At 72.2% G+C, this 14,530-nt stretch carries 12 protein-coding genes; 2 read left to right on the top strand and 10 right to left on the bottom strand.

The features are described from left to right. Nucleotides 1–354 precede the first annotated feature (354 nt). Complete coding sequence (locus WME98_RS03475) at nucleotides 355–597, top strand: hypothetical protein (RefSeq protein ID WP_437949952.1); 243 nt, start codon at nucleotides 355–357, stop codon at nucleotides 595–597. Nucleotides 598–677: 80 nt separating this feature from the next. Here WME98_RS03475 and WME98_RS03470 read toward each other — a convergent pair whose 3' ends face one another. The 4 genes from WME98_RS03470 to WME98_RS03455 all read right to left on the bottom strand — a co-directional run bounded on the left by WME98_RS03470 (nucleotide 678) and on the right by WME98_RS03455 (nucleotide 5,457). Continuing rightward, nucleotides 678–1,376, bottom strand: a complete 699-nt coding sequence (locus WME98_RS03470) for a hypothetical protein (protein ID WP_437949951.1) — start codon at nucleotides 1,374–1,376, stop codon at nucleotides 678–680. Between the two features lie 44 nt (nucleotides 1,377–1,420). Beyond that, nucleotides 1,421–3,097 carry a glycoside hydrolase family 1 protein gene (locus WME98_RS03465; RefSeq protein WP_437949950.1) on the bottom strand — a complete coding sequence of 559 codons (1,677 nt, stop codon included), beginning with the start codon at nucleotides 3,095–3,097 and terminating at the stop codon, nucleotides 1,421–1,423. A gap of 14 nt (nucleotides 3,098–3,111) precedes the next feature. Next, the gene (locus WME98_RS03460) at nucleotides 3,112–4,578 is read right to left on the bottom strand and encodes a VWA domain-containing protein (RefSeq protein ID WP_437949949.1); all 1,467 of its coding nucleotides are present in this window, start codon (nucleotides 4,576–4,578) and stop codon (nucleotides 3,112–3,114) included. 366 nt (nucleotides 4,579–4,944) lie between these two features. Next, nucleotides 4,945–5,457, bottom strand: coding sequence for a hotdog fold domain-containing protein (locus WME98_RS03455; protein WP_061627216.1), 513 nt, complete (start codon nucleotides 5,455–5,457; stop codon nucleotides 4,945–4,947). A 668-nt stretch (nucleotides 5,458–6,125) separates the two neighbouring features. Here WME98_RS03455 and WME98_RS03450 point away from each other — a divergent pair. After that, on the top strand, nucleotides 6,126–7,445 hold the full coding sequence (locus WME98_RS03450; RefSeq protein WP_437949948.1) for a sigma-70 family RNA polymerase sigma factor: 1,320 nt from the start codon (nucleotides 6,126–6,128) through the stop codon (nucleotides 7,443–7,445). 16 nt (nucleotides 7,446–7,461) lie between these two features. Here WME98_RS03450 and WME98_RS03445 read toward each other — a convergent pair whose 3' ends face one another. The 6 genes from WME98_RS03445 to WME98_RS03420 all read right to left on the bottom strand — a co-directional run bounded on the left by WME98_RS03445 (nucleotide 7,462) and on the right by WME98_RS03420 (nucleotide 14,281). Then, nucleotides 7,462–9,618, bottom strand: a complete 2,157-nt coding sequence (locus tag WME98_RS03445; protein ID WP_437949947.1) for a hypothetical protein — start codon at nucleotides 9,616–9,618, stop codon at nucleotides 7,462–7,464. Continuing rightward, nucleotides 9,615–10,946 carry a hypothetical protein gene (locus WME98_RS03440; RefSeq protein ID WP_437949946.1) on the bottom strand — a complete coding sequence of 444 codons (1,332 nt, stop codon included), beginning with the start codon at nucleotides 10,944–10,946 and terminating at the stop codon, nucleotides 9,615–9,617. The genes WME98_RS03445 and WME98_RS03440 overlap by 4 nt, the downstream gene beginning before the upstream one ends. After that, complete coding sequence (locus WME98_RS03435) at nucleotides 10,943–11,266, bottom strand: hypothetical protein (protein WP_437949945.1); 324 nt, start codon at nucleotides 11,264–11,266, stop codon at nucleotides 10,943–10,945. Before WME98_RS03435 ends, WME98_RS03440 begins: the two co-directional genes overlap by 4 nt. Before the next feature lie 186 nt (nucleotides 11,267–11,452). Beyond that, complete coding sequence (locus tag WME98_RS03430; RefSeq protein ID WP_437949944.1) at nucleotides 11,453–11,836, bottom strand: copper-binding protein; 384 nt, start codon at nucleotides 11,834–11,836, stop codon at nucleotides 11,453–11,455. Further along, the gene (locus WME98_RS03425; protein WP_437949943.1) at nucleotides 11,833–12,540 is read right to left on the bottom strand and encodes an SCO family protein; all 708 of its coding nucleotides are present in this window, start codon (nucleotides 12,538–12,540) and stop codon (nucleotides 11,833–11,835) included. Before WME98_RS03425 ends, WME98_RS03430 begins: the two co-directional genes overlap by 4 nt. 19 nt (nucleotides 12,541–12,559) lie before the next feature. After that, nucleotides 12,560–14,281: a multicopper oxidase family protein gene (locus tag WME98_RS03420; RefSeq protein WP_437949942.1), complete on the bottom strand. Its 1,722-nt coding sequence runs from the start codon at nucleotides 14,279–14,281 to the stop codon at nucleotides 12,560–12,562. Nucleotides 14,282–14,530: the final 249 nt, after the last annotated feature.

The raw sequence follows: 14,530 nt of genomic DNA, 5'->3' as shown, positions 1-14,530 counted from the left end.
GGGCGGATGGTGTCGACCGCCTTTTGGAGCGTCGCCCATGCCGTCCTCGGGGTCAAGCCGTTGTTGGTGTCGTTGCCGGTGTCATCGACGTAAAATGTCGCAGCTGCCGCCGCCCCGTGGGTCAGGGCGACTGCGACGAAGGTCAACAGGGATAGAGCGCCGTTCGTATTCATCTTCTGGCTCCTTGCGAAGGAGGTTGAACGTCACGGGCGAACGTACGCGGACGAGCGAGCTCTCATGAGCGTCCCTGGACGCCGGCGTCCAGCGGCGCGGTGAGCGCTATCGGCGTCGCGCTCGACGTGCGCTCAGCACGGTCCGAGACCCCATCGCCGTAGACGGTTCAGCGAAGAGGTCGTGTCGCGCTATATCGCAGACCTGGCCATCGACGCCGTCTCGGGCACTGAGGCGGATACATCCGCGTCTGTTTTGAACGAAGACCGCTTCGTGGAATCCGTCGAATCTCTGGAGATGTCGAAGAGCGGAGCAAGGATAAGCCTGGACAGGCATGCTCGCAATGTAGAAACGCAACTCGCCCGCGCGGAGACAATGACGTCGTGGCCGCACGTCACTGCACGTCAGTTCGTGCGCGACGGGTGAACCGAGCCACGCATCCCTGGCCCGCGCCGTCGCGCTCGGGGATGAGATGGCGGCGCGCATCGTTCACCTGGCCATCGCCGTCATTCGAGGGGCGTGTCCGACAGAGTGCCGCTGTGGGGAGCGGTTAGGTCCTCGATCGTGCAATTGCTGCGGAGCCACAGCGCAAACTGGTGGTTCAGTCTGCGCAGCTCCCGGAGGTTCCCCAGGCCGACCTCGCGCAGCTCCGCGATCGCGGTCCGGTCCGAGATGTCTCGCGTCGTGAGGGCGACGATCGGCGGCGTTGACTCCGGCGGATCGGGCCGATTGGCGACGTTCATGAACCTATGTGCTCCCGGCTCTACCCAGCCCATGAGGCTGACGGTCGAGAGCGTCAGCGAGGGCTCCTCGCGGCTCATGACGCAGCTGGCGTATTGCGTGTATACCGAGTGAAACCAGCGCCAAGCGTCCTTCCTGCTCCGATCGGGTTCGAGAGGGCCGACAGCCTCTTCATAGGCTTTCCATCCTGCGAGGACGACGCGACGTGCGCACGCGTCGAGCATGCTGAAGTCCTCGTTCGTGAATCTGGCCCACTTCTGGTAAGGGCTCCCGAGGCTAGAATTCTGAAGGAATGGCTCGGTCAACGTGAGCGGGAAGTAGTGGCTCAGGGCGTGCTCGGCAGCGTTCACCATGTCCCCGAGCAGGTGGTAGACGACGAGCGCCAGCGAGCCGCAAGGACGCTTCTGAGCTACCGTGCTGATGCAAATAACGTACTCCGACAGGATGGGAAGCCCTTCAAACATCATTTTCTTCTCACTCCCCGCCTACCCCGCCCCTGGCCGCCCCGTCACCAGGTCCCGCTGCACCCCTCGAACCCCTCTGCCGCCTCCGGCTCCGGCGTCATCGCCCCCGCGCCGCCGTACGCCGCCCGCAGCGCCCCCGTGAGCGCGCGCCCCCGCGCGATCTCGCCCAGGACCTCCGCGCCCTCGGTCGCCGTGCGCTCGTAAGACCCGTAATCCACGGTGTAGAGCCCGAACCTCGGCGCGAACCCCTCGGCCCACTCGAAGTTGTCGTAGAGGCTCCAGTGGTAATAGCCCCGCACGTCGACGCCCTCGCCGCGCGCGCGCTCGATCTGCTCGAGGGCCCGCACGACGACCTCGGCCCGCCGCTCGCCCACGCGCGTCGCGATCCCCGACTCGGTGACCACGAGCGGCAGGCCGGGGTAGCGCGCGCCGAGGTCCGTGAGCGCGCCGTACAGGCCCGGCGCGTGGTGCTCGTAGCGCATCGCCGGCACGCAGAACGTCTTGTCGACCGGCGGCACGCACGCGCCGAAATCGAGCCCGTTCACGCACGGCGTGAGGTTCAGCACCGGCACGAGGCCGCCGTCGCCCGTCACGCCGGCGCGGAAGTAATACTGGACCCCGAGCCAGTCGAGCGCGCCCCGCAGGCCTGGCAGCTCCACGTCGGGCGCGCCGTCGAGATCGACGTCCAGCCGCCCGCTCAGGACGGTGTCGACCACGAGGTGGTTGTAGACGTAGGCCATGCGGTCGCGCGCCGCGACGTCCTCGGGGTCGTCGCTCACCCGGTGGCTCCGCGCCGGGACCCACTCGCCGACCGAGAGCGACAGCCCGACGTCCGCCGCGCCGCCGTCCCGGTCCGCGTCGACGGCGTCCGCCTCCTTGATCGCCCGGTACGCCGCCGCGTGCGCGAGCAGGTAGTCGCGCAGCACCGGGACGAACTCGCCGAGCAGGTCGCCGAGCAGGGCCGCCTTCCCAGGGGGAAACACGCCCACGCCGTAGGCGGCGAGCAGGTAGTTGAACGGCTCGTTCAGCGTGCCCCAGTCGTCCACCCGGTCGCCGAAGCGCGCGGCGAGCAGCGCCGCGTGCTCGGCCATCTCCTCGATCACGAGCGGCCCGCCCTCGGGGTGCCCGAGGCCGCAGAGGTTGTCGTCGCCCGGCCCATCCGCGCAGTCGGTGCGCCGCGGATCGTCGACCCAGACCGGGTTCGAGAAGTGGTGCAGCGTGATCACGGGGCGGATCCCCGCGGCCACGAGCGCGTCGAGGAGCCGGTCGTAATGGGCGAGCGCCTCCTCGTCGATGACGTCCCGCTGCGGCTCGACCCGGGCCCACTCCACGCTGAACCGGTACGAGTCGAGCCCCATCTCCTGGAGCAGCGCGACGTCCTCGATCGCCCTCGAGAAGCCGCGCGCGGCGTCGCCCACGAACTCGGCGCCCCGGCCCAGGCCGCCCTCGGCCCTCGGGAGCGTGAACACGTACCAGTCGGTGGTCGGGTTGCGGTCCTCGATCTGGGTCGCGGCGCTGGCGGCGCCCAGGCGGAAGCTGCCCGCGCCGGACGCGCCGGCGAGCGGCCCGGGGCCGGCGTACGCGATGTCGGGCTGCGGCGGCGGCGCCGGCGCCACGGCCTCCTCGGACGAGCAGGCCGCGGCGGCGAGCGCCAGCGCGGCGAGGGCAGGGAGCCCGCGGGCGCGGCGGGCGTCGTGGGCTCGCGTGCCGCGGGCGTGCATGGCGAGGACGGGGCTCAGTTGACCGGCGGGATCTCGGTCTTGCAGCCGACGTTGAGCTGGACCTGCCCGCCCGCCTGGAACCGGGTGCAGGTCGCGGGGCACATCACGATCTTCGTCGGCGTGCCGCCGGTCGCGGGGTCGACGTCGTAGTACCAGCCGCCGGCGGCCGCGTCGCAGCGCGCCTCGTCGGCCACGTAGAAGATGGTCGTCGCGGCGCCGCCGTCCGTCGGCGTGTGCTGGACGTTGAGCGTGTCGTAGTCGAGCGTCTGCCCCGAGGACGGCGCCGGGACCTGGTACTCGCACGCCAGGCTCTTGCCGCGGATCTCGGTGAGCGCGTCGAGGAAGGCCTGCGTCACGTCCGAGCTCGTGTCGATGAAGAAGGCCGACTCGGTCCCGCCGCCGACGGCGATGCGGTCCAGCGTGGCCTGGGCGCCGTCGTCGTTGCCGTCGAAGACGCCGATCACGAAGGTGGAGATGCTCGGCGAGCCGGCCACCGCGCCGGCCGCGAGCTCTGCCAGGCCGGCGGCGTCCTTCGGGCTGCACTCGGTGGGCATGCCGTCGGTGGCGAGCACGGCGACGACCCGGTGGGTCGGGTTCTGCTCGGCGTGGGCGCGGGCCTGCGCGAGCGCGCCGGACAGGGCGCCCGCGGTGGGCGTGCCCCCGTCGGGCGTCTTCCGGTCGATCGACCGGATGAGCACCTCGGCCGACGCGGCGTCGAGCGGCGTGATCGGCACGGCGGGCGTCGCGTAGTCCTCGACGACGCACGAGTCCGGGTTCGCGCAGTTGCTCCGGATCACCTTCATGCACGTGCCCGCGTTGCCCTCACAGCTCTCGCCCACGTCGGCGCAGAGCCGGTTTCTCCGGGAGCAGACCCCGAGGTCCACGCACGTGTCGCCCGCGCCGCAGTCCGCGTCGGTGACGCAGACCGTGACCGTCGTGGAGAACGAGTCGTGACAGACCCGGAGCGCGCACGGCCCGTTGTCGCCGCACTCCTCGTTGCTGGTGCAGCTCAGGGGCACGTCGTCGTCCGGCTGCGGGAAGTACTGGAGCCCGACGCCGAGCCCCACCGACTGCTCGTCGGTGAAGAAGGCCTCGAGCGCGTCGGTTACGGCGTCCCACTTGGTGGTGCCCCGGCTGAGCGGCTCGTCCATCGACCCCGACGCGTCGAGCATGATGTAGAGGTCGAGCGGCACGAGCTCCGCGGTGCTCGTCTCGCCCGCGCACGAGGCGTCGCCGCCGGCGCCCTCGCCCGCGCCGCTGCTGCTCGCGGCGTTGATCCCTCCCGGCTCGTCGCCGTAACCGGTCGACGCGCTCGTCCCCGAGCCGTTCTCCGAGCTCGTCCCCGAGCCTGCGCCGGCCCCCGTCGACGCGCCGCCGGTCCCGCCGCCGGAGACCGAGCCGCCATCGGCCCCACCGCACGCCGCGAAGATCACGCAGATCCCTGTCGCGGCGAGCGCCACCATCGTTGAGCGGTTCTCCATGAGCAGAATCCAAACACCCTGACCGGTCCTTGTCGAGCGCATCGATCCGACGCTCGTCTGGAATCTGGCCCGATGTGGTGCGGGGTGAGAGGTCTTCCGGCGAGGTGCGTGGAACCCCGCAATTCAGGGGTGGTTCAGCGCGCAGGAGGGATCTGGAGCACAGGAGGGCTCGAGGCCAGCGTGCTTTGGAGCACCCGGGGTGCTCTGGCGCAGAGGCGAGCGCCCGAATCGGGGCTGCTCCGGAGCACAGGGGTGCTCTGGAGCGCTTCGATGCCGCCGGCTCAGGGCTGCTTCCGGCTCAGGGCTGCTTCCGGCTCAGGGCTGCTTCCGGCTCAGGGCTGCTTCCGGCTCAGGGCTGCTTCCGGCTCAGGGCTGCTTCTTCGGGCCCACGAGGCTGCGGAGGACGGCGCGGGCGACCTCGGCCCCCGTCGCGTCGAGCAGGCTCACGGGGATCGGGTACTCCCTGCGTTCGCTCGTGTCCGGGACAGGGCACTCGCAGACGGCGCGGATCGTGCCGCGCGCCTTCTTCAGGTACTCGATCGAGAGGCCCGCGACGATGAACCGGGCGTCGTCGGGCAGCGCGTAGGCCAGCGCCGTGTTCGCGGTGAGCTCGGCGAGGTTGACGAGCGCGACGGCGTGCACCGAGCGGAGGTGGTTGCGCAGCCCGGGCACGTCGCGCATCCACACCTCGGCGCGGCCGCGCTCGAGGACCTCGACGTGGGCCCGGATCGTCCCGGTGTACGGCGCCATCGCGCCGATGAGCCGGCTGAACACGCGCTTGCCCCCGGGCAGGAGGTGCAGCTTGTCCCAGAGGTCGCGGATGGTGTTGCGGCGCGAGGTCGCCGCGATGGATGCGAGAGAGAAGTCGGAGAGGTTCATGCGCTGGACCCGCGTGGCAGCGGCAGCGTGCCTCAAGTCGCCCGCGCACGCACCCGGAATGTTGCTCCCCGCGCTCCCGCCGCACAGCGAGGCGACAGCCCGTCCGACACGCCGCGAGCCGCGTCAAGGGGCCACGAGAGCGGCGCATTCGGCGCCACGAGCGGCGCAGACGCCCCGTAATCACGCCGAGCAGCCCCGCGCCGCGGTGAGGCCGCCGCGAGCATGGTGGGCAGTGCCGCGCTCGAGCGAGCGGCCGCGCGGCCGCGGCAGTCCGCCGCGCCCCGCTCCGGACGGCGGTCACAAGGCGATCCGGTGGCTCTCGCGGGTGGACGCTCACGTCCCAAAGGCCTCCTTCAGACCGCCGAATCGGGCAGGAGGGTGCAATTCTCCAGGAGAATTCTCCGGTAAAAATATATTCAAAATTCGGATGGTCCACGGACGCCTCGGCGCGCCGCCGACGCGAGGATTTCGCGCGGTCTTGAGCTCCCCACGCGCCGGGGAGCGGCCGACAGGCCCGTGCGCCCGCCGCTCGCGGGCTGCGGCGAGCGGCAAGCGCTCATCTGCGCCCGGAATTTTTGTTGTGTATGACGCGACCTCGCCGCCCGGGCCAAGGTGGTCCACCCGAAAAAGAGCGGGCCTTCGAGCTGCTCTTTCGTGAAAAGACATTCATGCTCATCTGGCGCTGGCTGACGCGCCTGGGCGTTCCTCTGCGCGACCGCGGAGATCTCGCGCAGGACGTCCTGCTCTCCGCCTACCTGAGCTTCGACAACTACAAGCCCGAGATCTCCCGTCCGGAGCGCTGGCTGAACCGCATCGCGGTGCACACCGCCGCGCACTACCGGGAGCGGGCCCAGCACCGCTACGAGGAGCTGGTGCCCGAGGAGGAGTTCCCGACCCTCGTCGACCAGTCCAAGACCCCGGACGAGCTGATGATCTCGGACCAGGAGCGCCTCATGGTGCTCGAGCTCCTGCACCACCTCGACGTGGACGCGCACTCGATCCTGGTCGCGCACGACCTCGACGGGATCCCGATGGCCGATCTCGCGCAGCAGCGCGGCATCCCGCTGTCCACGGCGTACAAGTGGCGCGCGCGCGCCCTGGCCATGTTCCACGACGTCGTGGCGAAGCGCCGGCGCGAGGATCGGAAGAAAGAGGGCCAGCGCTTCGTGCTGCCCCTGGATCTGGCGGCGCTCTTCGCCACCGCCAGGCTCGCGCCGCGCATGCCCGACGACGTGCGGCTGTCGATCCTCCGCGGCGTCCACGAGTCGGCGCGGGCGCTCAAGGAGGGCAACGTCGAGAAGGCCGCCGCCGGCGTCGGCAAGGCGCTGAACGACGCCGCGGCCTGGCTCAAGGGGGTGGTGAGCCTCGTCCAGCAGCTGGTGCCGACCGTGGGCGCGGGGGCCGCGGTCGCGGCGCCCATCGCGGCCATCGCGGCCGCGGGGGCGTTCTGGCTGGCGCTCCGGACCGAGGACCCGCCGCCACCGCCGACGGTGAGGCACGTCGCGCCGGCGATCATCACCGCCGTGGCCCCGCCGCCGCCCGCGGAGCCGGCGCCGCCGCCCGCGGAGCCGGCGCCGCCCTCGGCGCTTTCGCCGCCGGGCTCGGAGCCCGTGGCGCCGCTTCCGAGGCGCGCCCCGGAGCGGCGAGCGCCCGACCGGGAGGAGCGCGCGCCGGCGCCGGTCGCGCCCCAAGCGCCGGCGCTCGAGATCGGGGTGCCCGGCAGCAGCCGGGACATCGACCTCTTCGAGGCGTGCAGCGCGGCGGTGCGGCGGCGCGAGCCCGACCGGGCGATCGCGACGCTCGAGCGCTACGAGCGCGAGGTGCCGCAGAGCGCCTTCGCGGTGGAGCGGAAGGTGCTCTGGCTCCAGGCGCTCGTGCTCGCGAGGCGCTTCCCGGAGGCGCGCGCCCTGCTCGACGAGGCCCGGCTCGATCCCGCGATCGATCGGCGCCTGCTCGACGAGCTGGACGACTCCATGCCCGATCCGTGAGCGGCGCCCCGGCGGCTCACTCGCCCGCGTACGTGCCGAAGCTCGCGCGGCCGCTCGTGGAGACCTGCGGGGCGGCCTGGCCCACCTGCACGACCGCGGAGAGGAACGCGGCCGGCTTGAGCCCTTCGTCGGGCCCGGCCTCGTTCGTGATGTACTCCAGCCCGAGCCCCGCCAGGAAGCCGAACGACGTGGTGTTGCCCCCCGAGCCGAGGATCGGGACCGTCGGCGCGACGCCCACGTAGCCGAGCAGCCCGACCCGCCCCTCGCCGAGCGTCTGCACGAAGCCGCCGACCTGCGCCGCGACCGGGAAGGCCCGGCGCTCCACCGGATCGTACCGGTCGATCGCGAGCGCCACGCCGACCGCGCTGAGCACGCTCCGCGTGACGAGGGGCTTCTCGACCCACGGCGCGCGGGTGACCTGGAGGGTCGCGAGCATCGCCGGGACGGTCAGGTAGGCGCGGAAGCAGTTCCCCGCCGCGTCGAGCGTCTCGAAGTTGTCCTCGCCGCACAGCGGGACCGAGTGGATCGCCACCGAGCCCACGAGCCGCCGGGCGCGCTCCGGATCGCCGGGCTCGTTCGAGCGGAGCGAGCTCGCGACGCGGCCGGCGTCGGAGAGGAGCACGACCTTGCCCTGCGGGCTCAGCGGATCGCTGTAGACGGCCAGCCGGAGCCGCGCGTCCCCGTCGAAATCGTCGGCGAGCGGCGGGAGCGGGAACTCCGCGCTGCTCGGCGTGACGATCCACGTGCCGTCCCGGAGGAGCTCGATCGGCGCGCCGCCCCGCATCTGGTCGGTGCGGGTCAGCGAGACGTGCAGCGCGAGCGGCGCCACGAGCCGGTGCTTGGTCTGGCCGGTCAGCCGGATCCGGCAGTTGCCTAGCCGGAGCGGCGCCGGCGAGATGACGACCGCGCCGTGCGCGAGCGGCTGCGGCCCGGGGCGCGACGGATCCACGGCGGGCGCCCGCCGCGGCAGGGCGGCGCGCGGCGCCGGGGAGGGGGCCTGCGCCGCGGTTTGCGGCGCCGGCGGGCCCGTTTGCGGCGCCGCCGGGGCGGCGGCGGGCGGGCGGGGCCCGGGCGGGCGGGGGCTCCCCGGCGGCGGGGCGCTCCCGGGTTCGGCGCGGGGGGCCGCGATCGGCGTGGGGCCGCAGTCGACCTTCAGGTCGTCGGCGAGCGGATCGGGGAAGAGCAGCCGCGCGGGGTTCGACTCGACGAGGTTCTCGAGCGGCGGGATCGTGACCCGGTACGTCGCGTTGACCACGTTGCCCGCCGCGGGCGCGTGCAGGTTGAAGGCGGTGACGCGGAGCCAGCCGCCGCCCGGGAACACGCGGAGCACCTTGCCGTCGGGGCGCCCGCAGGCGCCGGAGGCGACCTCGAGGACCGGCACCGTGAACGTGCGCTGGAACGGCTGCACCCGGGCGTTGCCGCAGCTGTCGACGATGGCGAGGTAGTGGAAGTCGGCCATCTCCGACTGCTTCGGCCACTGCATGCCCAGCGTGAGCTCGCCCGCGTCGGCGGGCGGCGGCTCGGGCCGGCCGTCGCGGCACGCGTCGACGCGCTCGGGCGGCGGCGCGGCCGGCGCGCCCGAGGGGGACCTCGCAGGCTCGGCGACCGGCCGGTAGGCGCAGACGTGCCGGTACGAGCGGCGGCCGAGGAGCACCGGATCGAAGTCGAGCAGGCGCTGGCCGTCCTCGCTGAGCCGCCCCCAGACCGTGAGCGGGAGGGGCAGCGTCGGGGTCTGGAGCTTGATCGAGCGCAGGATCTGGTCGCCGACGGGGCTCTGCCCGGGGTCGCCGGTCTGCGCCGCGCAGCCGCCGCCGCTGCACAGCCAGCGGCCGCCGCGGCGCGCGGCCTCGATCGGGACCGGATCGGTGTCGCGGACGGTCATCCAGACGCGGCGCGCGTCCGGGAAGATCTCCGGCCCGCCCGCCGACGAGGTCGCGGCGCCGACCGCGCCCGCCGGGGCGCGGACCACCTGGAGGCTGCCGCCGAAGTCGGCGGGGACGGCCATGGGCGGCGCAGCGCTCCGCGCCGAGGCCGGCCCCCCCGCGGGCGCGCCGTTCTCGGCCTCGCCGGCGTCCGTCTCGGGCTCGTCCTGCGCCGGCGCGGCGGCGGGCGCCGAAAGCGCGAGCGCGAGCGCGACGGCCGACAGGAGCATCGCGGGCCTGCGCGCGCTCACGGCGAGCCCTCCTCGTCTCCTGGCTCGGGCTTCGGCTCGGGCGCGACCACGGTGATCGGCTCGGACGAGCACTCCGGGCTCGCGAGCAGGCGGGGCGTCACCCGGAGCGCCGTCGTCCCCGGCCCCACGGCGACGCCCTGGATGATCGTCGCCTCGCTGTCCTCGCCGCGCAGGGTCACGGACGCCTCGCCGAGCGCGATCACCTGGTCGTCGCCGACGGTGAGGTCGACGGGGACGGCGATGCGCACGCGCTCGGCGTTGTAGGCGCTCACCTCGAAGAGATCGCCCGGGGTCCCCGCGGTCACGGCGCTCCGGAGGGCGCGCACGCGGAGCAGGCGCGGCTCGGGGTCGACGGTGAGGGAGGGGTTTGGCTCGAGCGCCTTCTGCCCGGAGCTCACGGCGAGCGTCACCTCGCCGCCGAGGTCGCTGAAGCACAGGGTGAACGGCGGGCTCTCCCCGGTCGCGCCCAGCAGCACGCGCAGGCGCGTGGTCCGCTCGCGGCACTGGGGGTCGAGCGAGAGGGCGGCCTCGCTGTGCAGCGACTCGACGATCACGGGGGCGTGCTCCACCACGCCCGGCGCGTTCTGGGGGGGCGACGCGCGGACGCGCGCCTCGCGCGACCGGATCGCGCCTGGCCGCCAGGTGGCGCCGAGGTCGTCCGGCAGGGGCCCGATCGTGCACGTGAGGGGCACGTACGTCGCGAGCACCCGGTCGCTGTCCCCGAGGCCCCCGGCGATGAGCGCGAAGTTGGTGGCGTCCCCGGGCAAGCCCGCGGGGAGCACCGTGATCGGGAGCTCCTCGGTGCGGTCGGCCCAGGCGACGACGAGGCGCGCCTCGCCGGACCAGTCGCCCTCGGAGGCGGCGGTGAAGCGGGCGTAGCCCTGCGTGCCGGCGGTGCAGCGGAACGCGCCGTCCTTCACGCCGCACGAGGCCCCGTCGTCCTCGGCGCCGCCCGCCGGGCGCAGCGCGAGCGCCTCGCTCGGGGCCACGCGGACCTCGACGTAGGCGCCGTACGCCGGCTCGTTCGCCTCGGTGAGCTTGAGCGAGACCTCGGTGCGCCACGGGCTCTGGCGGGGCAGCACTGGCCGGCCGGCCGCGTCGAGCGTGTCGGCCGCGAACAGCGGCCCGGCGACGTCGGCGCGGAGCTCGACCTGCCCGCTCCCGGCGAGCGGGTAGCCGCGCTCGATGCAGGCGGCGGAGAGGGCGAGCGCGAGGGCGCCGGCCGCGAGGAGCGGCGCTCGCGGCCGGCGCGGGCGGCGAGCGCGGCGCGGGGAGGAGCGGGGCGCGCGCGGGAAGGAGCGGGGCGCGGCCGGTCGGGGGGCGATCACTTCTGGTAGATCTCGGTGTACTCGGTCCCGAGCGGGTGGCGGTGCCAGGCGTAGGCGCTCTGCGGGAATCCGCTCTCGTCCGTGTAGTCGCAGGGGCCGAGCTCCCATTCGGTGTGCCAGACGCTCGCGCCCGTCGCGGGATCGACGGACATCCCGTGGGCGGTCACGTCGTCCTCCGGCTCGCCGGGGTCGTGCACGGCGCGCGTCCCCTCATCGACGTAGCGCTCCAGGACCGCGACGGGGACGCGCGCCACGCGCTTGCCGGGCATCGGGATGAGGAACACGTCGCTCTCGTCAACGGTGCTAACGGTGCTGGTCATGGCGCTCTCTCCTGCGAGCGGCGCGGGGCGCCGGCTCCCGGCACGCGCGCCGCGCTGGATGGGGCGCGGGCGCTTCCGGGGGCTCGGCGCCGTCCCTTCACGCTGCCTCGAGCATACCCGCTTCGCGCGGCGCGCGGGAGCGCGTCGCGCAGCGGGGGCGCCGCGTCCGGATCGGCAGGGCGTGTGTTACGGAGGCCACGCCTGCAGAGGCGTGTCGGGCGGCAGCTCCTTGACGTCCGTGACGAACGACGTGGGGTACCGCTCCCAGTCGACGGCGAACGTGAACTCGATCTTGTCGTCGATCTCCAGGCCATCGAGCGACACCTCTGGCGCGACGCCGAACGGCATCGCCATCGAGGCCATCCCCTTCTTGCGGCCGTCGCGGCTCACGAAATCGGGGATCGGCTCATGATGGATGAGCAAGACCCGCTGGCCGTTCGGATGCGCGATGTTGCGGAGCACGCCCCGGCTGTGATACCGGGTGCCGTCCCCGCCTTCGCCGCGGCAGGCGAGCACGGCCATGAGCGGGGCGAGCACGAGCATCGCGAGGGCGCATCGGGGCGGCGTCACGGCTGGACCGGCGGCAGCTGGCTGACCTCGGAGGGCGCGCGGGGCGCGACGCCGATGCCGGGGCGCTTCTCTTGCGGGAGCATCCAGAGGATCTGCTCCAGCATGACGTCGGGGTTCGTCAGGCAGGGGCACGCGGCCCACTGCTGGTGGGCCACGTTCCCGTACAGGACCACGCCGATGTGGGAGGATGCGCTCCCGTCGATCTCCGGATCGGGATCGACGAAGCCGAGCTTGCGCCGCACGAGCTCGAGATCGCCCGCGCTCCCCGTCAGGAAGAGCCAGCCCGGCTCGACGCCGTGGGCCTCCGCGTACGTGCGCAGCACGTCGGGCGTGTCTTCCTCGGGCTTGAGGGTGAACGAGTACATGAAGACGTCGCGGCCGACCGCGGCCCCGAGCCTGCTCTGCACCCTGCGCAGGTTGGCGGTGGTGCCCGGGCAGATCCCCTCGCAGCGCGCATACATGAAGTTGATGACGACGACCTTGTCTTTGAGGAGGTCGTCATAGAGGCGAACCTCCTTGCCCTCGTGCGTGCGCAGCGTCACGTTGGGAAAATAGTCCGCGCCGAAGCCGCCCGGGGTGGGCGCGAAGCGCGCCGTCGTCCGCGGCTTTGCCGGGAGCCCCTCGCTCGCCATGACGTAGGCCGCCGGGGCGAGCGCGCACAGCGCGTACAGGCCCCAGCGAAGTATCCGGACACGGTTCGACATGCGACGTCTCCAGCTCCGGTCAGGGGACGATGTCCCAGCGGAGCATCATGGCGTGGTCCTCGTGGAGCGTGTTGTGACAGTGCATCACGTAGCGCCCGACATAGTCGCGGAACCGCATGAAGATCTGGATCTCCGAGCCCGTGAGCCGACCCACGTCGACGACGTCCTTCCGCCCGGCGAGGCGCGGCGGCGGCGGCGCGCCGTCGATGCTGAGGATCCGGAACTCTTCGTGGTGAATGTGGAGCGGGTGCGACCAGCCGCCCGACGAGTTGCGCAGGGTCCAGATCTCGGCGGTGCCTCGGGTCGGGTTCGCCCGGACGACGTTCGGGTTGTAGAACTGGCCGTTGATGGCCCACGCGCCGTTCGTTCGCTCCAACTCCCACGTGCGCGTCGCGACGACCTCGCTCAGGTTGATGGGCGGCAGCTGGCGCAGCGAGGCGGGCACCTGGCTCGGGTCGGGGGCGTCGCGGTCGACCTCGAAGCGCAGGACGGCATTGCCCTGCCCTGCCGGCAGGATATCTTCATCCGGCCCGCGGCCGTCGTCCTGCTCCTGGCGGTTCTCGAGGATGATCTTGTCGCCGAGATTCGTGTTCGTGAAATCGATGATGACGTCGACCCGCTCGGCCACGGCGAGAAGCACGCTCTGCGCGGTGATGGGGGCCGGCAGCAGGTTGCCGTCGCTCGAGATGATCTTGAAGTTGGCCCCGTTGCTCAAGTAGAACCGGTAGTAACGGGACGGTCCGCCGTTGAGCAGGCGGAACCGGTACTTGCGTCGGGCGACCTTGAAGAACGGCTGGATCTTGCCGTTGACGAGGAACTTGTCCCCCAGGATGCCGTCGAAGTTGAACATGTCGAAATAGATCTGGCCGTTCTCGTCGAAGACCCGATCGGTGAACAGGAGCGGCACATCGTACTCGCCGCTCGGCAGCCGGAGCGCCGTGGGGCTCGTGTCTTGCTCGTCGCCCGAGTCGACGTCGTCGAAGAGCAGGTAGAAACCGGCGAGGCCGCGGTAGACGTTCTGCGACGTGAAATCGGCGCGGTGGTCGTGGTACCAGAGCGTGCCGAGCGCCTCGCGCGGGTCGCCGAGCGGGAAGTACGCGGGCGTGTCGAAGCCGGCGTACGCGTTGATGTAATGGTGGTCCTTGAACAGGCCCGTGGCGTAGAAGTCGTTGGGGAAGCCGTCGCTCGGCGGCGCCGTGTGCAGGTTGTGCAGGTGGGTCGAGACCTCGGGCCGGCCGAAGCCCGAGTGCGCCGAGACCGCCGGCAATTCGTTGCGAAACCGCACGGAGATGGGCTCGCCGTAGCGCGCCATGATCGTCTTGCCCGGCAGCGTGCCGCCCCAGCCCCAGGCGGTGTTCAAGGGCAGCTCGGGGTGGTAGCTGTGCTGGAACACTTGGGCCCGGAGCTCATACCTCTTCTGGGGCAAGAAGCGGGTCCAGAACGGGTGCGCCGCCCGCGCCGCTTCCCCGGTCACGGCGAGCTCCGCCGGCGCCGGCGTCAAGGTGACGTTCGAGGCAACGGGCGGAACGACCAGCGGCTGAGACCACGGCGTCGTGGGCGGGCTCTCGGGCTCTTCGCTGGCGCGCGCGCTCAGTCCGGTCTTGGTGACCAGGTACCCGCTGCCCGCGATGAGCCCCATCTTGACGAGATCGCGCCGGGTGAGCCCGGCCTGGATGATCTCCTGTCGGTTCCTCCGGGCGATGAGGGCCAGCTTGCTGGGTTTGTATTTCAGCAGTCGCATCCATCTCTCCTGAGCGGGCGACACGAGCGATTCACTCGTCCGCCGCCGATCCGGGCCGAGCGCGGCAATAACGCGCCAGGAGCGTGCTGCGACGCATGCCCGGCGGCCGAACGCAGGCTCGCCAGGGCGCGAATGCGGAGGCCCGCCATCTCGTGGTTTAACGCTTTAAGGTGCGCGCTTCCTATACTGCCAATGGGTGCTCGTGGTGAAGCATTTTTCGCAACCGAATTGCAGATAGCACCAAATTGA

Origin of the sequence: Sorangium sp. So ce296 (assembly GCF_051529605.1) — a bacterium.
GTDB classification, from domain to species: domain Bacteria; phylum Myxococcota_A; class Polyangia; order Polyangiales; family Polyangiaceae; genus Sorangium; species Sorangium cellulosum_D.
This window is presented reverse-complemented; position numbering and strand designations above follow the sequence as displayed.